Source organism: Hymenobacter sp. BT491 (assembly GCF_014349165.1).
In the GTDB taxonomy this organism is placed as follows: Bacteria; Bacteroidota; Bacteroidia; order Cytophagales; family Hymenobacteraceae; genus Hymenobacter; species Hymenobacter jejuensis.
This window is the reverse complement of sequence record NZ_JACSJJ010000003.1, coordinates 927810-949646: the sequence shown is the minus strand read 5'-3', so window position 1 is coordinate 949646 and position 21837 is coordinate 927810. Positions and strand designations below refer to the sequence as shown.

The window sequence follows — 21837 nt, the reverse complement described above, 5'->3', positions numbered from 1 at the left end:
GTAGGTATTTTGCCTAAGCGTGGGAAACCCGAAAAATAGATAACCACCTCCCTTTTGGAATCTACCCAAAGAACCATTCAGCTCCTGCTCAAGCCCGGCCAACACGATGGCGAGGGCCAACGTGTAGCCGAAGCTGCCCAACGCCACCTGGGCCTGCATACGGGCCGGGTGCAAAGCACGGCACTCTACACCGTGAGCTACCCGGTGTCAGGCGAACAACTGCACCGCTTCGCTACTAGCTGCCTGCAAGATCCTGTGTTACACGATGTTGCGCTGGACGAAATTCGGCACGATCCGCAATTCAGGAGTTATATCTTAGTCGCCAAGCTGCCCGGCGTAACCGACGACGAGGGCACCTCCGCCCAAAATGCGCTCGGCGATTTCCTCAACCAGCCCCTCGACACGCGCACGCAGCACATCTTCAGTAAGAGGCTGTACCTGCTCGAAGAAGCCCTCCCGGAAGCTAGTTTGCGCCGCCTCGCCGAAGAACTGCTCGGCAACAAACTCATCAACCGCTTCGAACTCGGCCCCCTCACCGACCTCCGCGACTTCACGCCGCGGCCCGGTGGCGGGGCCGAAATCATTACCGACCAAGTCCCGCTGACCGGCCTCTCCGACGAGCAGCTCGTGCAGTTATCGAAAGACAACCTCTATGCCCTGAACCTAGAGGAGATGCGGGCCATCCGGGACTACTACACCCAGCGCGAAACCCAGCAGCACCGCCGCGTCGCGGGGCTGCCCGCCGAGCCTACCGATTGCGAGCTGGAGATTCTGGGCCAGACGTGGTCGGAGCACTGCAAGCACAAGGAGTTCAGCGCCATCATCAACTTTCGCGACGCCGACACCGGCGAGGAGCGTCAGGTTGATTCGCTGTTTAAGACCTATATAAAGGATGCGACTGCCGAAGTCGATCGGCAGCTGCGCGCCAACGGCAACGACTGGCTGATCAAGGTTTTTTCGGACAACGCCGGCGCCGTGCGCATCAACCCGGAGTCGTTGTTTGTCTGGAAGGTCGAAACGCATAACTCGCCTTCCGCCATCGACCCGTACGGCGGAGCAATTACCGGCATTCTAGGCAACAACCGCGACCCCTTGGCTACTGGCATTGGCGGTGCGCAGTTGTTGTTCAATACCAATGTGTTATGCTTTGGTAATCCGGATTACGATGGCCCGCTGCTGACCAACCAGCTGCACCCGCGCCGCATCTTTGAAGGCGTGCGCAAGGGCATCGAGGACGGCGGCAACAAGTCGGGCGTGCCGACGGTGAATGGGGCAATCATTTTCGACGATCGCTACCGCGGCAAGCCGCTCGTGTACTGCGGCACCGGCGCCGTAATGCCGATGCAGCTCGCGGGCGAAGATTCGTGGGAGAAGAAAATAGACGCCGGCGACCGCATCATCATGGCCGGTGGCCGGGTGGGCAAAGACGGCATCCACGGCGCCACGTTCAGCAGCATCGAGCTCGACGAATCGTCGCCGGCTACGGCCGTGCAGATCGGTTCGCCAATCACGCAGAAGTTGGCGATGGATTTTCTGATCATCGCCACGCGCCGCGGCCTCATCAAGTGCAGCACCGACAACGGCGCGGGCGGCCTGTCGTCGTCCGTAGGCGAGCTGGCCGGCATCAGCGGCGGCGCGGTGGTCGATCTGGAAAAGGTGCCGCTGAAGTATAGCGGTCTGCGGCCGTGGGAGATTTTCCTGAGCGAGTCGCAGGAGCGCTTCACCTTGGTAGTAGAGCCTGATAAACTCGATCAACTGCTGGCGTTGGGCGAAGAAATGGAAGTTGAACTAACCGACATCGGCCATTTCACCGACGAGGGTTTCCTCGACGTGCGCTTTGCCGGTGGGCCGGTGGCGCAGCTTTCGCTCGACTTCCTTCACGACGGTGTGCCTCGCAAAATCATGGAGGCCGAGTGGCATAAGCCCGTTTCGCAGGAGCCACAACTGCCTGCTAATCTGGATTATAACGACGTGCTACGCAAGCTGCTCGGCAGCCTGAATATCTGCTCGCGCGAGTCGGTAATCCGGCAGTACGACCACGAAGTAAAAGGCCGCACCATCATCAAGCCCTTGATGGGTGCGACCGGCCAAGCTCCGCAGGACGCGGCTGTCGTACGTTTTAATTTTGAGTCGTGGGAAGGCGTGGCCGTGAGCAACGGCATCCTGCCCCGCTTCGGCGATCTGGACGCGTACCATATGTCGGCGGGCGCCTTTGACGAAGCCGTGCGGCAGATCATTTCGGTGGGTGGCAAGCTGCCCAACCTCACGCCCGGCGACAACATCTTCTGGTCGGTCAACGACAACTTCTGCGTGCCTGATTCGCTCTACGATCCCGTAGTAAATCCCGACGGTAAGCTCAAGCTGGCCAAGCTGGTACGCATGTGCGAAGCCCTCCGCGACGCCACAGCTGCCTATTGCATTCCGCTCACCAGCGGCAAGGATTCTATGAAGAACGACTTCAAAGCCGACGGCGTGAAAATCTCCGTTCCGCCCACCGTTCTGTATTCGATGACTGCCAAAATCGAGGACGTGCGCCGCACCATCACCAGCGACTTCAAAGCCGAAGGCGACGTGGTGTACCAGCTGGGCACGACTTACGACGAGCTGGGCGGCTCGGAGTTCTATCAGCTCTATAATGAGCTGGGTGCCAATGTGCCACAGGTTCGTTTTGCCGAAGCCAAGGAGCTCTACACGCTGATGGGCCAAGCCAACGACCAGCACCTTATCCAGTCCTGCCACGACTTGTCGGACGGCGGCCTAGCCGTGGCGCTGGCGGAGGCGACGTTTGGCAACGGTCTGGGGGCTTATGTGCAAGTGTCTGAACGACAATCAGTTGAAGTTCAGCTATTTTCTGAATCCCACTCCCGATTTGTGGCCACGGTGGCGCCGGAAGACGTAGTAGCATTTGAGAAGCTGCTCGGTACCAAGGCCACTCGCCTGGGCGTCGTTTCCGGCGATGGCGAGTTGACGGTGCTGCACGGCCAGCGCGTCGTGATCAAGGCCAACACCGCCGAGCTGCGCGAAGTATGGACGAACGGGCCTGTGAATCAGACCATTGGCTTTGGCCAGCAGGCCGTAGCGGAGTAGGGGAGATGACACACGAAACCATGAATCAATCAGCCGCTCCGGCCGCTTCCAATAAGGTACAGGCCCTCATCCTGACGGGTTTTGGCATCAACTGCGAAGAGGAAATGGCCGCCGCTTACCGCTTGGCCGGCGCCGATGCGACCATCGTGCACCTCAACCAGGTGCTGCACGGCCACGTCAGCATCCACGACTACGACGTGCTCAATTTTCCCGGCGGCTTCTCGTTCGGCGATGATTTGGGCTCGGGCGTGGTGCTGGCCAACAAGCTGCGCTATCGTCAAAACCCCAACGGCCGTACCCTGCTTGACGACCTGCGCGAGTTCATCGCCAACGGCAAGTTCGTGCTGGGCATCTGCAACGGCTTTCAAGTGCTGGTAAAACTCGGTTTGCTGCCCAACCTGGGCGGTGATTTCAACCCCGAAGTCACGCTCACGCACAACGCTTCCGGCCGCTACGAAGACCGCTGGGTGCGCCTGAAAGTCAACTCGGCCACGCGTACGCCTTTTTTGAAAGGCATTGATAGTCTGGAAGTTCCGGTGCGCCACGGCGAAGGCCGTTTGGTAATTCCGGATGCTGCGACCCGCGAGCGCATCCTGGCCGAAGGCCTGAACTGCCTGACCTATTGCGACGCCGACGGCTGCGAAGTCACCCAATACCCGCACAACCCCAACGGCGCCGATCTCAACTGCGCCGGCCTCACCGACACGACCGGCCAAGTGTTCGGCCTGATGCCCCACCCCGAGGCGTATCTGGCCCTCTACAACCACCCCGACTGGGCGCGTCGCAAGCGGGCTAACCCCGGCATTTCGGAGGAAGGCGACGGCTTGCGCTTGTTTCAGAACATTGTGGAACATATTGAGCAGCAACGTCATGCGGCTGTACTGCTAGAAACCAATCAGTATTCATCCTGACTTCAGCGCGCTTTCTTACTCAACCTAAGGAAGAGAACATTACGAAGCATGAACACCCTCAACCACTTCGCTACCCCGCAACTCGAGCTGCTGCACCGCGGCAAAGTCCGTGACTCGTACCGCGCCCCTTCCGGCGAGCGCCTCATCGTGGTAACTGATCGGTTGTCGGCCTTCGACTCGGTGCTGGAAACGCCCGTGGCCCACAAAGGCGCGGTGCTGAACGGGCTGGCCGCTTTCTGGTTCGACAAAACCCAGCATATCATCCCGAACCACGTGATTGCGCTGCTCGACCCGAACGTGACGCTGGCCAAGGAAGCCGAGCCGATTCGGGTGGAAATGGTCGTGCGCAATTACATCACCGGCTCCATGCTGCGCGGCTACCAGAAAGGCCAGCGCACTTTCTCGGGCGTAACGGTGCCCGACGGCCTTACCAAGCACCAGCAGTTCCCCGAGCCCATCGTGACCCCGACGACGAAAGAAGAGTCGGACCGCGAAATCACGCCGGAAAACCTGGTGTCGGAAGGCTGGGTGTCGGCTGAGCTGTACGAGAAGATGCGGGTGAAGGCGCTGGAGCTGTTCAACTTCGCTTCGGCGTGGATGGCCGAGCGCGGCATTATTCTGGTTGATACCAAGTATGAGTTTGGCTTGCTGAACGGGGAGCTAATCCTGATTGACGAAATCCATACGCCCGATTCGTCGCGGTTCTGGAGCGCGGAAGACTACGCCCGCAACCCCGAAACGGCCGAGCAGATGGACAAGGAATACGTGCGTCAGTGGCTGATTGCCAACAAGATAGATGGCCAGTATCCGCGCTCGCTTACACCCGAAGTTTCGGCCGAAGCCAGCCGCCGCTACCTCGATATCTTCGAGCGCATCACCGGCGCCCCGCTTCCTATCGGCACCGAAATGACCACCGGCGGCGACGTCCAGACGCGCCTCGTGGGTAACCTCGTGCGAGCTGGCGTTATGAAGGATGCCTGGGTGAACATCGTGATGGATTCGCCGGCTGACCGGGAGCACTGCCAGAAAATTCGCCAGAACTTTGAGGGCTACAACCTCTTCACCCAGCTACGCGTGACCTCGGCCCACAAAAACGGCGAGGAAATCGCGGGCATGGCCGAGGTGTGGAACGACTCGGTAGAGCCCGGCGTAATCATCGCCGTAGCTGGTCTGTCGAATGGCCTGGGTGGCGCGTTGGCCGCCAACGTGAACGTGCCTGTCATCAGTTGCCCGCCTTGGAAAGACTTTGCCGAACTGGCCGCCAACCTGAACTCCTCGATGATCATGCCCTCGGCCACCCCGAACCTCACTGTAGTTCGTCCTGACAACGCGGCCCAAGCGGCAGTGCGCGCCCTGAACCTGCCTCGCTTGCGTGAGCAATTGTCCAAAGAAATTGCCGCTACCAAAGCCAAGCTGCGCGCCGCTGACGCCGAGCTGCGCGTACTGTAACCAAGAAAATTAGTGCAAACCTCTGACCTAAAACAAGTTGTGGAAGCCTACGTCGAAGCGTACAACCGCTTCGACGTAGACGGGATGGTAGCCCATCTCCATGATGATGTGGTGTTCAGGAACATTTCCAATGGGGAAGTAAACCTAACCACCACTGGCAAAGAGCGCTTTCGGCAGCAGGCCGAGCAGGCCACGCAGTATTTCTCCCAGCGCGAGCAGCGCGTTACTGATTGGGAAATGGCTGATAATCAAGTAGAAGTGTCGATTGACTACACCGCAGTCGTAGCCATCGGCTTGCCGAATGGCTTGAAACCCGGCGATACGTTGCACCTGCAGGGCACTTCCATTTTTCAAGTTGAAGACGGAAGAATTATTTTAATCGAAGACATCAGTTGAACCACGTTCCTCGCCTAAGCACCTATTCCCTTGACCACCAATAAAATAGTAGTTCTTCTTGGCTCCGGCGCCCGCGAACACGCCCTGTCGTGGAAACTGACCCGCGACGGCGCCACTGTGCACGTACTGCCCGGCAACGGCGGCATCCCCAGCAGCCATCCGGAAATCAATCCGCTGGACTTTCCGGCGGTGCAGCGCTTCTGTGACGAAGTGGGCTCCAAGCTCATCGTGGTCGGGCCGGAGGCGCCACTGGCGGCGGGCGTTTCAGATTACTTCGCCGCTACCGACATCAAGGTATTCGGGCCTTCGCGAGCGGCGGCGGTGCTCGAAAGCTCCAAAGTATGGTCGAAGAGCTTCATGCGGCGGCACGGGGTAGCCACGGCCAAATCATGGCAATACCGCAGCGACAAATTCGCGGACGCTCGTGCTAAAGCACAAGATCTTGATGGTCAAGTAGTTGTGAAGTACGATGGATTGGCGGCCGGCAAAGGCGTGTACGTCTGCTCGTCGGTGCAAGAAGCCGAAGCGGCGCTCGACGACTTGCAGGCGCAGTACACCGGCTGGTTTTCGTTTTTGCTCGAAGAAAAGCTCTCCGGCCCCGAAATCAGCATCATCGGCGTGACCGATGGGTACCGCATTCGCTTACTGGCGCCTTCGCAGGACCACAAGCAACTGCTGGCTGGCGACCAAGGCCCCAACACCGGCGGCATGGGCGCGTACTGCCCCGTGCCCTTCGCCGACGACAACGTATTGGCTGCCATCCGCCGCGATATCATCGACCCTACGCTACAAGGCATTCAGGTCGAACAGTTTGATTTTAAGGGCTTTCTGTATTTCGGCATCATGCTCTCGCCTGAGGGGCCTAAGCTGCTCGAATACAACGTGCGCCTCGGCGACCCCGAAGCCGAAGTACTGCTGCCGGCCCTGGACAGCAGCCTGCTGGAGCTGATCGAGTCGACGCTCAACGGATCGCTGGCCCGGGTAGGGGTGCGCCACCGCCCCGGATTTTATGTGGGCGTGGTGTTGGCGTCGGGTGGCTATCCGGCCGCCAATTTTCCAACGGGTTTTCCCATCCACGGCCTCGACCAAGTTCATCCGAGCACGCTGGTTTTCCACGGGGCGACGCGCCGGCAAGACGACGGCCAGGTGGCAACCAACGGCGGCCGCGTGCTGGTGCTGGTTGCCCACGGCAGGGAGTTGGAAGATGCTGTCGCTCAGGTGTATAAAGAGTGTGAAAAGGTCACGTTTCAGGATGCGTATTTCCGAACCGATATCGGCCAACGGCCGGCTCCCGTCCTTGCAGGCATTCGCTAATCCGTCGTCGCCGGCTGGTCGTAAGCAGCGACTGGCCATCTTGTTGTCGGGGCGCGGCTCCAACATGGTGGCGCTGGTGCAGGCGGTGCAAAAAGGCAAGCTGCGCGAACTAGCGGAGGTAGCGCTGGTGTTCAGCAATATTCCGGAGGCACCGGGGCTGGCAACAGCCGCGGCGCTGGGTTGCCAAACCGCAAGCTTGCCTTCGAAAGGCCGCAAGCGAGCGGAGTATGATGCAGAAGTGGTTGAACTATTGAATTCGTATCGGGTTGATTATGTAGTGCTTGCGGGATTTATGCGAATCCTCTCGCCCACCCTGATTCGTGCTTATGCCGGTCGCATTCTCAACATTCACCCTGCCGATACGCACCAGCACCAAGGCTTGCACGCCTACGAATGGGCTTTCGACAAGCACCTGCCGGAAACCAAAATCACCGTTCATCTCGTCGACGAAGGCCTCGACACCGGGCCCATCTTGGCCCAGTGTTCCGTCGATTTGCGCGGCGCAACCACCCTGGCAGAAGTAGAGCGCCGCGGCTTGGCCGTGGAGCACGAACTGTATGCCGATACCCTGGCCCGCTTGCTGGCAGGCCAGCTTCACCCCACCCCGAATCCTTAATCCCACGACTTATGTGCGGAATAGTTGGTTTTTTTGGTCCCGATGATGTTGTGCACGATATCGTCTTTGGCCTCACCGCTTTGCAGCATCGCGGGCAGGATGCCGCCGGCATCGCCACCTTCGATACAAACTTCCATCTGCGCAAAGGGCAGGGCCTGATCAACGATGTGTTCCGGCCGAAGCACGTCAAGAAATTGCCCGGCAACATTGGCATCGGGCACGTGCGCTACACCACGCAAGGCTCCAACGAAACGGCTCTGGCTCAGCCGTTTACATCTAGCTATCCGTTTGGCTTGGCGATGGTGCACAACGGCAACGTGATCAACTTCCGCGAGCTGGCCAAGCGTCTGCACGACAAGTACCACGTGCTGCCCAAAACCAGCAACGACCTGGAGCTGATCATGTACACCTTCGCGTCGGAGCTGCGCACCAAAGATCTTGATCATCTGTCGGTTATCGATATTTTCGACGCCGTCGAGACGACGCAGGAGCTGGCCAAAGGTGCCTACGCAACTGTTACCGTGATCGCGGGCCACGGCCTGCTGGCCTTCAACGACCCGAATGGCATCCGGCCGCTGGTCATGGGCCGCCGCGATACGCCAGAAGGGCCCGTTTACGCATTTGCCTCAGAATCAACGTGTTTCGATTATCTGGGCTATGAATTTATCAAGGACATTGGTCCCGGGCAGGCTGTGTTCATTGACCAGAATTTCAAAGTCCATTACAAGAACGCCTACGCCAAGCCCAAATCTTTCTGCGCGTTCGAGTACATCTACTTCGCTCGCGAAGACTCCTCGATTCACGGCCGGTTGGTGGCCCGCGAGCGTGTGCGCCTGGGTAAGTTATTGGCTCGCAAGGTATTAGCCGCAGGTATCGCGCCGGATATGGTGATTGATGTGCCGTCGTCGGGGTACTTTGCGGCTTCTGGCTTGGCGGAAGCCATTGGGGTGCCGTACCGCCGCGCCTTGGTGAAAAACAACCACATCGGCCGCAGCTTCATTGTCAGCAGCCAGGTGGGGCGCGAAGACATCGTCAAGAAAAAGCTCAACCCGATTCGGGCGTTTGTGGAAGGCAAAAAAGTAGCCGTTGTCGACGACAGCATTGTGCGCGGCACCACATCCCGCCGCATCGTGAGCATCCTGCGCGAAGCCGGTGCCGCCGAAGTCTACTTCATCTCGTCGGCGCCGCCCATCATTGCCCCCTGCATCTACGGCATCGACATGGCCATGAGCACGGAGCTGATCGCGTCCAACTATACCGAGGAGGAAATCTGCAATTACATCGGTGCTGATAAAGTTATCTATCAGGATTTGAGCGACTTGCAGGATCTGTTCAGCGAAGACCGCGGCCACGGCGGCGGCTGCTTCGCCTGTTTCTCGGGCAAGTATCCGACGGGCGACGTGACTCCTTACCTGCGGCACATTCAGGAAGAACGCCAGAGCCAGCGCCGCGATAAAACCTTGTCTGTCAGCCCCAAAGCTCCAGCTCCTACTGAGCACTAAGTACTATGCGCGGCGGAAGGGTAGAAATTAGCAGCTAGTTCCCCTCCTCAGCTGAGGAGGGGCTAGGGGTGGTTGACCGGAGCGCCCGGACCATTACTAGCCCTAGCTTCTACCTCTAGCCTTTCAACCACCCCCAGCCCCTCCTCAGCTGAGGAGGGGAGCTAGAATCTAGAATACATCACTACTTCCTACCATGTCCGATTCTTCCTCAAAACCTGCCGGTTACGACATCGACCTTGGCAACGAATGCTCCCGCAACGCTTACGGTTGGGCCAAAAAAACCTTCGCCAACCGCCAAGGCAAGCCCGGCGAACCAGCGCAGGACCTCGACGGCGGCTTTTCGAATGAAATCCGGTTTGGGCAAGAGCGGTTGGGCATTTCTTCTGATGGCATCGGCACCAAAATCGAGGTGGCCGAGCGTGTAGGCAAATTCGATACGCTGGGGTACGACCTCATCGCGATGGTGGCCGACGACCTGATCGCGGGCGGTTTCGTGCCTACCAATCTGTCGAATATCATCGACGTGCATACGCTTGATTATGAGGTAATTGACGAGCTAATGCGCGGCCTGCACGATGCGGCCAACTTCAGTCACCTTGCCGTCACGGGGGGTGAAATTGCGGAGCTTGGCAACCGCATCGGCGGCTGGCCCGGTGCCCGCATGAACTTCAACTGGTGCTCGACGGCCGTGGGCGCGCTGCACCCCAGCCTTCGGCGCCCGATTAGTGGCGCAACCGTGCAGCCGGGGCAAGTGGTTGTGAGTCTGAAGTCGCCTTCTTTCCGCTCCAACGGCTTTTCGCTGGCTCGTCGCACGCTACAAAACTTATTCGGAGATAACTGGCACACAGCCCCTTACGACGGCCTCGATGCTACACCACATGGCTCAGCAGGCCACACTTGGGGCGAAGTGCTCTTGATGCCCTCCCTCATTTATGCGCCCGCCGTGGCCCGGCTACTTGATAGCGGCTTGTCGTTGCACGGCGTGGCCCACATCACCGGCGGCGGCATCGCCGACAACTTCAAGCGCGTGCTGAAAAACGGAGTAGGCGCGGAGCTTGACTCACTGTTTGAACCGCTGCCCGCGATGCAGCGCCTCACCGAACTGGCCGGCATCGCGCCCGCCGACGCGTACCTTTACTGGAATATGGGCAACGGCATGTTGCTCGTAACAGAAGAATCTGATGCTGAATCTGTTGTAAAACAGCTTCAAGCCGATGGCTACGAAGCAAAGGTTGCGGGTCGTATCACGACCGAACCGGGCATTGTGCTGAAAGTGGGCGCTGGGGAGTTGACGTACGAATCCTAACTGAAGTAAAGCATACCCACAACAAAACGCCTGTCCTCCTGAGCTTTGCTCAAGAAGACAGGCGTTTTGTTGTGTAGTAACTGATCTTCTGGTTACGCAGGCTCAATTTCAAACCCGGCTTCCTGCACGGCCCTGATGACCTGTTCGGGCTGCACTTGCTCGCCTTCCACCGTGAGGATTTTGGCGGGGTTATCGGTATCGACTTGCCAACGGGTTATTTCTTTTTCCTCGTTTAGCAGAGGCGTCACGGCACGCACGCAGCCGCCGCAATTGATGTTGGTTTTGAATTGTAGGGTAGGCATGGAGGGCAAAAGCTTAAGCCGCTGAAGCAAATAAAGAATGGGCTCGCGGCAGGTGAATTGTTGGTATAACAACGTATGCACCGCAAAAGTACCCATGCGAACCGGCCTACATCGTATAGACTTTGGCTGGTGAAGTATAGAGTTTTGGGGCTATCAACTGAGAAGGGTTAGTATTGTATTATGTAAATATTTGATATAAAGTATGTTGTGGTTTGGCTATGCGGGCAGACAAATCAATATTTCTGTGCCTTTGCCTTCCTCGCTGCTCACCGTTAGGGTTCCGTTGTGGCCTTTGGTGATGATGTCATAGCTCAGAGACAGCCCCAAGCCTGTTCCTTCCCCCGGTGGCTTAGTCGTGAAAAACGGCTGGAATACCTTTTGCTGAACTTCAGGGCTCATCCCACTGCCGTTGTCGCGCACGCTGATCTGGATTTGGTTGGCCAGCCTTTTCGTGCTTACGCTTAATTCGGGTGTGTACCCTGCTTCGCCGCGCTGTTGCCGTTGCCGGAGCGCATAAAAAGCATTCGTATACAGATTGAGCAGCACTCGCCCGATGTCCTGCGGAACCACGGTCACTTGTGCGACCTGAGCGTTGAAATCACAGTTGAGTGTGGCCGTAAACGTTTTGTTCTTTGCCCGAAAGCTCTGATAGGCCAATGACAAGTGCTCGGCTACCAAGGCGTTGAAGTCGGTGGGCTCACTTTGGCCGGGGGCACCATGCGAGTGCTGCAACATGCCCTTGACGATGTTGTCGGCCCGGCGCCCGTGGTGGGTGATTTTCTGCAGATTCTGCGTTAGGGCGTCCAGCAACTCCGTCGCGTACAGCTTTTCGGCTTCGGGTAGCTGCTGCCAAGGGCCGTCCATAAACTCATCAACCAGCTCCACGCTCACCTCGGAAAAATTATTGACGAAGTTGAGCGGATTTTGAATTTCGTGAGCAATACCCGCCGTCAGCTCGCCCAGGCTGGCCATCTTTTCGCGCTGAATCAACTGAGCCTGGGTTGTCTTTAGCTCGGCCAAGGTGCGCGTAAGGTCGTCGCGCTGCAGGGCAATCTGTTCGTTCTTCTCGTTGAGATGACGGTTGGCGCGCTGCTTGATATAGACGTTGCGCCAGAGCAGGCCGGCCAGCGCCACCAGTCCGCCCAAGCCGGTCAGCAGCCACAAGAGCTGCGCGCGCTGACGAGCGGCGGTCTGGGTTTGCAGCTGGCGCGTTTTGTCGAGCAAGGCAATCTGGGTTCGTTGCTTATCCAGTTCGTAGCTGTTGCGCATGTCACTGGTTTTGCGCTGCGTTTCCGCGCCGGCCAGCGTATCCTGGTAGGCCACAAACAGGCGCTCGTACCGATACGCATCCTGAAATTTACCTACCGCCGCATACGCTTGGGCCAGTATGTCACTGGCCTTGCTGATGTTGCCGTTGGTGCGGGTTTTTTGACTGAGCTGCAAGGCGTGCTGGGCCAAGGCAATGGCGCTGTCGGGGCGCTGCGTAAGCAAGAAGGAATTGGCCAGCAGCAATTCTACGGAAGGCAGATTGAAGGCGTCGTGGTTCTGGCGCACCAGCGTGCGGGCATAGGAGCCGTGTTGCAATGCCTGCGTCTGGTCGCCTTGCTGGCTGTACACCTCGGCTTGGCCAATTTCGTTTACGGTCTCGTTTTGCACGTCGCCCATGCGGCGGCTGACCTGCGCGGCTTGGCGAAAGTAGCGCAAAGCCTGAGGCCATTTTTTTTGCTCCTGATAGGCCTTGGCCAGGCTGTTCAGGGTGGCCGACACTACTTGTAGGTCGCCCATTTTCTGACCGTTATGCAACGCTATCCGCAAGGTCCGGGTGGCGTTTTTGTAGTCGCCCAGTTCGGAATAGACGCCGCCCAGGGTAGTGCTTAGCTGGGTTTGCAGCGGCAGATTCTGGATGTTTTCTGCCAGTTTTAGGCCTTGTAACGCCCACTTCTGCGCCGAGGCAAGGTTGCCCTGCATCTGGTCAATCAGGCTTAGCTCTAGGTACGATTGAGCCTCCCGGCGGCGGTCGTGGCGACGGACGGCTAGCTGCTGGGCAAACCGAATGTAGTACCGGGCTGAATCGTAGTTGGATTGGCGGCGGTGTAAGATGCTGAGCCACAAATAGCTACGAACTATGCCTGTGGAGTCAGAAATCTTCTGGGCCATCGCTAGCGCTTGCCGGCTCAGCAAGCAAGCCTGCGGCGCATCGTTGGCGGCCAGTTCGATGATTAATGCAAAAAGCCATCGCACATGCAGGGTGTCAGCCTGCGGATGCGTGCGCAACAGGTTGCGCAGGCTATCTGCTGCCCGACTTTGCGCCGTGGCTGGGCTTACACTCAGGCCAAGGCTCAACACCAACAGGAATGCACAGAGGCTTTTCATGGCGGTAACGCATTATAATGGCACGAGCGAGCGCAAGCCCAAGCAACGGCTATTTCTTTTTGCCAGGCGGATAGATTGGGTTGTTGGCTACGCCTACCTCGTTGCCGTCGGGGTCTTCGGCAACGAACCTAAGCGCCTCAGGCTCCGATCGGTGCAGCTCCTTAGACGACGCGTCAGTTGGCTTGTGCCTGTCGAGCCTTTTCGGCTTTTTGAAAAATAGAAACCCTTTGAAATGCGTGCCGATCGAAGCCAGCTCGCGGTACTTGCTCTGTACGGCGTCGGGGTTAGGCACCGACCAGTAAAATACAGCCCGCTTGAGTTGCACCTGTTCCGGATTGGTGTCCAAGATGACGGTCGTCGTACCGATTTTGTACACGGCGTACGCATACGAACCCCCACCGTTAACCACCCGATCGGGTTCGCGGCCGAAGAAACTGTTGTACCATTTTATCGCCCTGTCTATGTCCTTAACGGGGTAGATGATCGTGTCCTGCTCCTGCGGCTTGATAACGATGGGGGGCGGATTGCCTCCACTTACCTTAGACGGGCGGCACCCGCTGCCTAACAAAACACCAAGAAGTATTACTGCGATAAGTAGAATATTCTTCATCTACCTGACAATGAGCAAGATATGTGAATAAGAATTTTGAAGGGGCTTCTTAGCAGGGTATCTTCTTATTCCTCAGTGATCAGTGAAGGAACGTAGATTGGGTTGTTGACGACACCCGCCCGGTTGCCGTAGGGATCCACCACGATAAAAGCCTGTACCTCGGTTGGTTTTTGTGTCACTTCTCGCACTCCCAATATGCCTTTGGGCTTTTTAATACTGTGAGGCTTCTTGTCAAATTCGCTGCCCTTGTCCTTCAGCTTTTTATATTTTATATCTACATCCTTCACGTCGGGCAGAACCCAATAGAAGACGGGTTCATTTAGCTGTAGGTATACAGGATCTGTGGAAAGCAGCACTGCAATAAACGATTTGCTGCCGTTCGTGGTCTCAATCTTGAAACTCCGGTAGGGTTTCTCACCGGGACCGAGCACGGGTTTATCCTCCGCTTTTGTCAGAAAGAAATCTTCATACCACTCCACAGCTTTATCAAGCTTACTTGGATCGGCAATGAAATAGACAACTGTGTCTTGTGAGGCAACAGGCTTATCTTGCCCACCAAACCCGTGATAGTGATGGCGCTTGCGCTTGCGGCGCCCTAGTACCAAGGCAGCTCCCGCCAGCAGCAGGGTTGCAACTAGGAAATTGTTTTTCATGGATACCTGTAATCTACTTCAATAACCAACCAGATAGTACCCTGCAACTCACCGAGAAGGAACCCTTGTCAGGACGTCGTCACACGAAGGCCACTGCCGAATAAGCGCAATAGGATCAAGATAATAAAAAATATACTATATAAAATATACAAATGTGCACCTTCATTATCTCATGAAGGGCACAGAACGCTGAGAATAAAGTGCTTGCGTTAAGCCGGTCGCAACGGTCGCTTCTCCAGAATCAGGTCGGTGCGGAAGTGGTGCAGAGAAGCTTCCAGGCCCACCGGATACGTGTGAGGATTGAGAAAGCGCCGGATGCTAGGGTCGAGGCTATGTACTTCGCGCTGAGCATATTGCCGGATCTCCTCCAAGGTCGGCAACTCACAGACGCGTTGGCCCGCGCGGAAGATGGGCTCCAGCAATTCGCGGTAGTCGGAGTTGGCGCGTACCGCCCGGCGACGGGTAATGTCCTGGGGGTCAATTATTTCTAATTTATCAGGAAGGGGCGCGGCAGTGTTGTAGAGCATGTCGGCGCGGGGCTGGCCTTTTTCGCTGACAAAGCGCCGCACTTGCAGGATGCCGGGGATGCTGGTTTTGGCCAACTGCTCGGAGAGCTTGATGGTGAATTCCCAATCCGAATCATCGGCTTTGCGTAGCGCGGCCAGCTTGTACACACCACCTAAAGCGGGCTGGTCGTAAGCCGTAACAAGCTTGGTGCCGATGCCCCAAGTATCGATCTGGGCGCCTTGCAGCTTTAAGCTGGTAATCAGGTTTTCGTCGAGGTCGTTGCTTGCGACGATGCGAGTATTCGGGAAGCCAGCTTCGTTGAGCAGGGCACGGGCCTCGCGGCTGAGGTAGGCCAAGTCGCCCGAGTCAAGGCGAATGCCGGCCAGCTCGTGGCCTTGCTCGCGCATCCGGCGTGCCACGGCAATGGCGTGCCGCACGCCCTCCAGCGTGTCGTAGGTGTCGACCAGAAAAACCGAATCGTCGGGGAAGGCATCGGCGTAAGCAGCGAAAGCAGCCTCTTCGTCCTCAAACGACATCACCCAGCTGTGCGCGTGCGTGCCCCGCACCGGAATGCCGAATTTCTGTCCGGCCAGCACGTTGGATGTTCCATCAGCCCCGCCCAGATACGCCGCGCGGCTGGCCGACAGGCCACCGTCGATGCCTTGTGCCCGGCGCAGGCCAAACTCCAGAATCTGGTCGCTGGGACCGGCGGCCTCGCGGATGCGGGCGGCTTTGGTGGCAATTAGGGTCTGGAAATTGACCAACGTCAGCAAGGCCGTTTCCAGCAGCTGTGCTTGCAGCAGCGGTCCTTTCACCCGGATGAGCGGCTCGTTGGCAAACACCACGGTGCCTTCGGCAATGGCATCGACGTCGCAGGTAAACTTGAGCTGCCGCAGATATTCCAGAAAGCCCGGCTCGAACAAAACAGCGCCTTTGCTGCCGCGCAGGCTGCCCAAATACGCAAGGTCTTCTTCGGTAAAATGCAGTGTCTCAAGCCAATCGGCAACGTACGCCAGGCCAGCGCATACCGCATAGCCACCCTCAAAAGGGGGGCGCCGAAAGTACAGGTGAAACACGGCTTCCCGGTCTTGTAGGCCCTGCTTCCAGTAGCCATACGCCATGGTGAGCTGGTACAGATCGGTGAGGAGGCTGAGTGAAGACGCGTAAACGTCGGCGAGCGGGCGCGTAGAAGAGGCTGAAGTCATAAAAAGCAACTGAGTCCGAGGCCTCATACGTAAGTCATCGGAATGGGCTCACGAAGGACGTAAATCCACGCTAATTCCGCACCTTGAGCTGCCTTCCTTCTGTTTATGCCTCGTTCTTCTTCCTCTTTGCTTCAACTGGTGCACCGTGCGGGCATGCTGTCGGCCACCGTGCGGTTTCTGGCCGCCACGGCACCGGGCATACTCGTTTTTTTGCTGACGGCCGCTATTCTGCCGCTTCTGGGTCGGGCCATAGCCGGCTGGGACGCTTTCGTCCTGAGCTGCTTAGTGCTGATGTGGGCCTCCATTCTGACCGCCGAGCCCCGTCACATCCGCAGCGTGGCAACTGCCGAAGACCCTGGGCGGGTGTTTACGTTTGTGCTGGTGTTGGTGGGGGCCGGCGCCAGTTTGCTGGCTGTTATTTTTATGTTGGGTGCCTTGCACGGCATGGCGGCTGGCCCTCGCAATCTGCACGTTACGCTGGCGGCTGTGGCAGTGCTTGGCACTTGGCTGCTGCTGCACACCATTTTTACGCTGCGGTACGCTCACCTCTACTACGATCCGCATACCGACGGGGCCGAAGGCGGCCTGGAATTTCCCGGCACCAGCATCGAGCCCGATTACCTCGATTTTGCCTATTTCTCCTTCGTCGTCGGCATGACGGCCCAAACCGCTGACATCGGCATTAGCGGCCGCACGCTACGCCGCATCGCGTTGCTGCACGGCATTTTGTCGTTCGGTTTTAATACGGCCGTGATTGCCCTGAGCATCAGCGGCTTAAGCAGCATTCTCTAGCCCGGATGCTCCGGCGGGGCTTGCTTTTTAGCGAAGCATTGCCTAGCTAATGACTAGTGTAAATATCTGATAATCAAATATTTGTGCTTATGCACTGGCGCGTGGCGCACCAGCCAAATGGGCATGGCAGTACAGGTCCGCATCGAGCAGGGTTGGCACCACGGGTACTTGCGTAGCCGCCGAAGTCTGGCTGAAGGCGTGTTGTAGGCTGTCGTCGAGGTGGCAAAGCACCAGCTGTACGTTGCGCTGTTGCAAGCGCCTATAATAGCCTACCAGCAACGAAATAGTAGGAGCCGGCAGGCGGTGCAACTGGCTGCAATCGACCCAAATGCTGGGCTTGCCGCTGCGCACGGCGCTTCGCAGCGCCAAGGCCAACGCTTCTTGGTCCAGTAACGAATTTTCCTCATCGGTGAGGATCAGCAAATAGCTTTCAGGTAAAATTTCGCGTTGAATTTCCATTATCACCAAAGCAGCAGGTTAGTTACTTCTGCAGACCCGCTCCAAGGCTGAAAGGACGGCTCTACTAGTAAGTCGGTTGCTTGCAGAAACTCCGCGCAACCCAGAAGGCAGAAGTGGTAAAGTCAGGTAGTAGCTACTTCCTTGAAGTACTGGCAGGAAAGATAGCGATCTGATTTACAGAACATTCAGGTGTGACAGCTGATAATCAAAGCTACAGAATTGTATGCAAAAACGAAACGCGTGAAATACGGCTTTTGGTCTTGCACTTTCACATTTTCAGAGCCAAGCGTTCCAAACATGCCTTTCCTGCAATTTAAACCTTGAATTTTTGTATAATACTCAGTATCAAGGCTTAATGAAAATGCATGCAGTTGTGAATTTTAGAGCATCGGATTTGGATATTTGTGAATAATTCAATATCATTTAGGACAAAAATATAGCCACTAATTATTCTGCTCTTGAAATATTCGCCTTTGCTCCGAGCGGTGCGGGTTTGTTCTCGAACGAAAATACGTAGTTACCGAAGCGAAAACCGGTATCTATCCCGCCATAAAATCGTGAATCTTGCTTGGCCTAGTAGCCGGATCACCTGCCACTGGGGTGGTAAGCAACCGGAACCGGCGGCCTACCAGCGGCCCAAGCCGCATGCTACTGCTCTTCTGCGCTATGAAAATGCCGTGTCGTTCTTCTTTCAGCGGAAGAACGCCCCCAACCGGACCCTGGCTGAACAGTTGCGGCAGTTGGCCAGCTGGAATTTGTGCTTTCTTGATACCCTTCGACTTTCCGCTGTAAGCTCACCCTTTTCGTGGCGCCATACCGTATTTAGCAGCCCCGCTTCAGAAAGCGGTGGTGGCTGGGTATAGTATTGATTATCAAAGTGATGCTTATTCAAGCAAGCCGTTGCTCACGGCGAACTTGATGAGGGCGGCCGTGTTCTTGGCCTGGGTTTTCTCGATGATGTTCTGGCGGTGGGTTTCCACCGTGCGCTTGCTGGTGAAGAGCTTGTCGGCGATCTCGGCGTTGGTCAGGCCCTCGGCGATGAGCTTGAGCACCTCCAGCTCCCGCTTCGACAGGTCGTTGGGGCGCTGCGAGGAACCCGCGTTGCCGGTCTGATAAGCGCTAAGCGACGTGGAGCTTTGCATAATGCGCTGCAACAAGCTCAGACCCAGGTGGGTACAGATAAAAGGCCGACCCGCAGCTACCATCCGGATGCCAAAGCTGATCTCCGAAATGTCGGCGCTTTTCAGCACGTAGCCCAGTGCCCCGGCTTCCAGCATGCGGTTGACGTAATTCTCGTGGTCCAGCATCGACAGGATCAGGATGCGCACCTCGGGATGCAGCGCGCGCAGCTCGGTCACCGTTGCAAATCCATCCATGACGGGCATATGGATGTCCATGACTACCACATCAGTGGGCGTGTCGGCCAGCAGTTCGAGGAGTTCGCGTCCGTGGTTTGCTTCACCAACTGTCTGTAAATCAGGTTCTTCGTTGAGTAAGGCTTTTACGCCATCGCGCAGAATGGTGTGGTCGTCGGCGAGAACTACCCGAATCATGGAAAACAAACTCCTTTGTTAAAGCTCTAAAAGAGAACGGATTACAGCTGGATTACTATAAGCTGTAACCGGGCAAAATGTTTGGTGGCCGGCTAATTACTTTGCCCAAACGCGGCTGACTTGTGGCGATGCGAGAGCGCCCGCCGCCCCTGCGGTTAGTTGCGCCGACGGTTGGGTTTGTACTGAGGTAGCTTCCGTAAAAAGCGGTATTTTAGCCATTGAAGTCGGTTTTTCGACGAAATGGAGTGCTCGTTTGCCAGCGCTATACGTTTACTAAACGGTACTCTTTTTCTCACCCTAATCCCCATAGCTCTATGACCGACACCTCATTGAAGTAGGGTAGGAGCGGGGCCCGCCAGCCGGCTCACAGGCGGCAATAGCCACCCGCGGCTATCGGCCCTTCTTGTACTTGCTTTCTTGTTTCTACCGACTCGCAGCTAGGTAGCCTAAGCCCTCGGAAGATGCTTTCGAGGGTTTGGTGTTTAAAGCCGTTAACTTGCCGACGTCAGAAACCAGCTGGCCGGCCGTGTTTGTCTTTTGCCCCCAATGCCGTATCTTAAGATAAATAGGTCCGGAACCCAACCTCGGCCAACTGGTTATCCCACAGTACTTTCAGCTCTGTTGTCATGATCCGACTTGTTCTCACCGATGACCATGCCATTATTCGCGATGGCATCCGGTCTTTGCTCCGTGACCAACCCGACCTGGAAGTAGTGGGCGAAGCATCCAACGGCCTGGAATTGTTGGAACTGCTGCCTTCCACCCCCGCTGATGTAGTGGTGCTCGATCTGAACATGCCGGGCATGGACGGCTTCGAAACCCTTACGCACTTGCAGCGCGACTTCCCCGAGGTACGCGTGCTGGTGCTTTCAATGCTCGACCACGAGCGCTACGTGGCCCAGGCGCTGAACGCGGGCGCTTCCGGCTACGCGCTCAAAAACTCGCGCCGCGCCGAGCTGGTGTTCGCCATTCATTCGGTGGCCGAAGGGCAGCAATACCTGTGCTCGGCCATCGGGCTGAACCTGCTCAACAAAATGCAGAATTCCGACGGTGTCAGCAGTGATGGCCCTCGCACCAACGGCAACCTGTCGAAGCGGGAGCTGGAGGTGCTCAAGCTCATCGCCGAGGGCCTGACCAACGCCGAGATCGCCGACAAGCTCTTCACCAGCAAGCGCACGGTGGAAACCCACCGCCAGAACATCATCGAGAAAACCCAGGCCAAGAACACGGCCGCCCTCATCAAGTTCGCCATGAGCAACGGCCTGTTAGGGTAAGATAACGCAGGAAAAAGACGCGGATCAGAGCTGTTGCGGAGAGGTGATTTTATAAAACATTGTATATCAATTGGTTATGAGATTAAACAATTTTAATGGATATTGTATTTTACTATCTCCCATCCGAACGCTTTCCGATTAAGAAGCGCCGAAGGTCAGGAAGCTTTCGGCCGCCTTCGTTTTGCTCTTCTGCTCACCCCGTTGCATGCTTTCTTCACCCCGCCTCCACGAGACTCTTTACTTTCGAAATCCTGCCGGCACCATCCTTTACCACAGCGCTGGCTACGTGCGCCTGTCTTGGAACGCCAGCAGCCCGCAAAGCGCTGAAGTGATGGGGCTGTACGAACACGCGCTCACGTTGCTGCAACGCACGGCCGCCACCAAGATTTTGTCGCACCACGGCCAGCGCCAATCCCTGTCGCTGGAGTTGCAGCAGGCCCTCACGCAAGATTGGATTCCGCGGGCCGTGCGCCAGGCTGGCTTGTCGTATTGCGCCATCGTGGAGGGCGAAAATCCGGTGCAGCGCCTTTCGGTGCAAGCCATCGTTGCGCAGTCTGCTACTGCTCCGGTATTTAAGCGCTTCCGCACGCTGGAAGAGGCCGATTTGTGGCTTAAAACGCTGTAGCTGACAGCCTTTGCCCGGATTCTTTGCTCCGGCCGGGACCTTTTTTGCCGAAATATTCCTTTTGCTTTGCGGCGCCCGTCCGGCAGTGGGCGGCTCAGAAAAAATATCCTTGTTAATTCTGCGTAACTTACAGAATGACAGAGAAATATTTAAGGAGTTTGGGTTTTAACAAGATCACCGACGGCAGCGGCGCAAAGCAGGAGAAACTTTTTTTAGACTCTTGGGTGTATCAACACAGCCGGGATGCGCAGGACGGTAGCCACTTGTTTGTAGCCCATCCGTTCGGAATCCCGACTTGCCGCGTGAGTGCTTTGCAAAGCCCCCTCGATAGCAAGGACGTGTTTGCCGACCTCGGTCTGGATGATACGGTTGGTTTGCAAAACGCTGTCAATCAGTTTTTTGTGTTGCATGGTGGCATGGGCCGCGAAGTTGTTCCTGCGCCTGGCAATACGTTTCGGCCTTACCGTCGGCAGCTCTAACCTGCTGGCAACGAGGCCTTCACATTCGATAACTTAGTTAGAAAATACCCTTGTAATATGGAGTACGAAGTTGGGAATCTGAGTCTGCAAGAAGCCACGCGCCACGCCCCCGTAGTCGACTACGCCCGGTGCATCGACGTGAGCAAACGACCCGCCAACCACGCCGGCGATTGGCCCGAAGAGGGCAAGCTGTACCCCGTGCGCGTAGTCAACTCGCTGCTCGAAGGCATGCCCCTGATTCACATCCTGGGTTTTCAGGCCGAAGCTCCTTATTACAATGCCTACGCGCCGCATCGGTTTCAGATGCTGTATACCATGTGGCTTAATTAAATACTTGTAAATCAGATATTTGCAAACAAAAAGTGACCGCCTCGGCTACAAGCCGAGGCGGTCTCTTTTTGTTTGAGCGGAAAGGAGTTCGAGG

Annotated in this window: 20 protein-coding genes; 13 read left to right on the top strand and 7 right to left on the bottom strand. The window is 56.9% G+C overall.

The genetic code is table 11. The features are described 5' to 3' along the window. The first annotated feature begins 54 nt into the window (after window positions 1-54). From H9I52_RS15550 to H9I52_RS15515, 8 genes are all read left to right on the top strand, one after another. A complete protein-coding gene (locus H9I52_RS15550; protein ID WP_187454583.1) occupies window positions 55-3087 on the top strand; it encodes a phosphoribosylformylglycinamidine synthase subunit PurL in 3033 nt (1010 codons plus the stop codon). Window positions 3088-3092: 5 nt separating this feature from the next. Next, on the top strand, window positions 3093-3998 hold the full coding sequence (locus H9I52_RS15545; protein ID WP_222940513.1) for a phosphoribosylformylglycinamidine synthase subunit PurQ: 906 nt from the start codon (window positions 3093-3095) through the stop codon (window positions 3996-3998). Between the two features lie 48 nt (window positions 3999-4046). Continuing rightward, complete coding sequence (locus H9I52_RS15540; protein WP_187454582.1) at window positions 4047-5447, top strand: phosphoribosylaminoimidazolesuccinocarboxamide synthase; 1401 nt, start codon at window positions 4047-4049, stop codon at window positions 5445-5447. A gap of 12 nt (window positions 5448-5459) precedes the next feature. After that, a complete protein-coding gene (locus tag H9I52_RS15535) occupies window positions 5460-5843 on the top strand; it encodes a nuclear transport factor 2 family protein (protein WP_187454581.1) in 384 nt (127 codons plus the stop codon). A gap of 30 nt (window positions 5844-5873) precedes the next feature. Further along, a complete protein-coding gene (gene purD, locus H9I52_RS15530) occupies window positions 5874-7157 on the top strand; it encodes a phosphoribosylamine--glycine ligase (protein WP_222940512.1) in 1284 nt (427 codons plus the stop codon). Then, complete coding sequence (gene purN, locus H9I52_RS15525; RefSeq protein ID WP_187454580.1) at window positions 7096-7773, top strand: phosphoribosylglycinamide formyltransferase; 678 nt, start codon at window positions 7096-7098, stop codon at window positions 7771-7773. The genes purD and purN overlap by 62 nt, the downstream gene beginning before the upstream one ends. Window positions 7774-7784: 11 nt before the next feature. Further along, on the top strand, window positions 7785-9275 hold the full coding sequence (gene purF, locus H9I52_RS15520; protein WP_187454579.1) for an amidophosphoribosyltransferase: 1491 nt from the start codon (window positions 7785-7787) through the stop codon (window positions 9273-9275). Window positions 9276-9468: 193 nt separating this feature from the next. Beyond that, complete coding sequence (locus tag H9I52_RS15515) at window positions 9469-10581, top strand: AIR synthase-related protein (RefSeq protein WP_187454578.1); 1113 nt, start codon at window positions 9469-9471, stop codon at window positions 10579-10581. A gap of 92 nt (window positions 10582-10673) precedes the next feature. Here H9I52_RS15515 and H9I52_RS15510 read toward each other — a convergent pair whose 3' ends face one another. The 5 genes from H9I52_RS15510 to H9I52_RS15490 all read right to left on the bottom strand — a co-directional run bounded on the left by H9I52_RS15510 (window position 10674) and on the right by H9I52_RS15490 (window position 16231). Then, a complete protein-coding gene (locus H9I52_RS15510) occupies window positions 10674-10883 on the bottom strand; it encodes a heavy-metal-associated domain-containing protein (RefSeq protein WP_139515695.1) in 210 nt (69 codons plus the stop codon). A gap of 216 nt (window positions 10884-11099) precedes the next feature. Continuing rightward, window positions 11100-13256, bottom strand: coding sequence for an ATP-binding protein (locus H9I52_RS15505; RefSeq protein WP_187454577.1), 2157 nt, complete (start codon window positions 13254-13256; stop codon window positions 11100-11102). Window positions 13257-13305: 49 nt separating this feature from the next. Beyond that, the gene (locus tag H9I52_RS15500; RefSeq protein WP_187454576.1) at window positions 13306-13866 is read right to left on the bottom strand and encodes a VOC family protein; all 561 of its coding nucleotides are present in this window, start codon (window positions 13864-13866) and stop codon (window positions 13306-13308) included. 65 nt (window positions 13867-13931) lie between these two features. Beyond that, window positions 13932-14519 carry a VOC family protein gene (locus H9I52_RS15495; RefSeq protein WP_187454575.1) on the bottom strand — a complete coding sequence of 196 codons (588 nt, stop codon included), beginning with the start codon at window positions 14517-14519 and terminating at the stop codon, window positions 13932-13934. 209 nt (window positions 14520-14728) lie between these two features. Beyond that, window positions 14729-16231 carry a nicotinate phosphoribosyltransferase gene (locus H9I52_RS15490; RefSeq protein WP_187454574.1) on the bottom strand — a complete coding sequence of 501 codons (1503 nt, stop codon included), beginning with the start codon at window positions 16229-16231 and terminating at the stop codon, window positions 14729-14731. 105 nt (window positions 16232-16336) lie between these two features. Here H9I52_RS15490 and H9I52_RS15485 point away from each other — a divergent pair, with 105 nt between their 5' ends. After that, the gene (locus H9I52_RS15485) at window positions 16337-17023 is read left to right on the top strand and encodes a DUF1345 domain-containing protein (protein ID WP_187454573.1); all 687 of its coding nucleotides are present in this window, start codon (window positions 16337-16339) and stop codon (window positions 17021-17023) included. Between the two features lie 87 nt (window positions 17024-17110). Here H9I52_RS15485 and H9I52_RS15480 read toward each other — a convergent pair whose 3' ends face one another. Together H9I52_RS15480 and H9I52_RS15475 are read right to left on the bottom strand one after the other, a co-directional pair. Beyond that, complete coding sequence (locus H9I52_RS15480; protein ID WP_187454572.1) at window positions 17111-17482, bottom strand: STAS domain-containing protein; 372 nt, start codon at window positions 17480-17482, stop codon at window positions 17111-17113. Window positions 17483-18366: 884 nt separating this feature from the next. Next, on the bottom strand, window positions 18367-19035 hold the full coding sequence (locus tag H9I52_RS15475; RefSeq protein ID WP_187454571.1) for a response regulator: 669 nt from the start codon (window positions 19033-19035) through the stop codon (window positions 18367-18369). Between the two features lie 626 nt (window positions 19036-19661). Between H9I52_RS15475 and H9I52_RS15470 the strand changes: the two genes are divergently transcribed. From H9I52_RS15470 to H9I52_RS15455, 4 genes are all read left to right on the top strand, one after another. Continuing rightward, entirely contained in the window at window positions 19662-20309 is a 648-nt protein-coding gene (locus H9I52_RS15470; RefSeq protein WP_187454570.1) for a response regulator, read from the top strand. Between the two features lie 205 nt (window positions 20310-20514). Beyond that, window positions 20515-20934 carry a hypothetical protein gene (locus H9I52_RS15465; RefSeq protein ID WP_187454569.1) on the top strand — a complete coding sequence of 140 codons (420 nt, stop codon included), beginning with the start codon at window positions 20515-20517 and terminating at the stop codon, window positions 20932-20934. A gap of 134 nt (window positions 20935-21068) precedes the next feature. Beyond that, the gene (locus tag H9I52_RS15460; RefSeq protein WP_187454568.1) at window positions 21069-21413 is read left to right on the top strand and encodes a hypothetical protein; all 345 of its coding nucleotides are present in this window, start codon (window positions 21069-21071) and stop codon (window positions 21411-21413) included. A 57-nt stretch (window positions 21414-21470) separates the two neighbouring features. Next, window positions 21471-21743 (top strand): hypothetical protein, encoded by a 273-nt coding sequence (locus H9I52_RS15455; RefSeq protein WP_139515706.1) that lies wholly within the window; start codon window positions 21471-21473, stop codon window positions 21741-21743. Window positions 21744-21837: the final 94 nt, after the last annotated feature.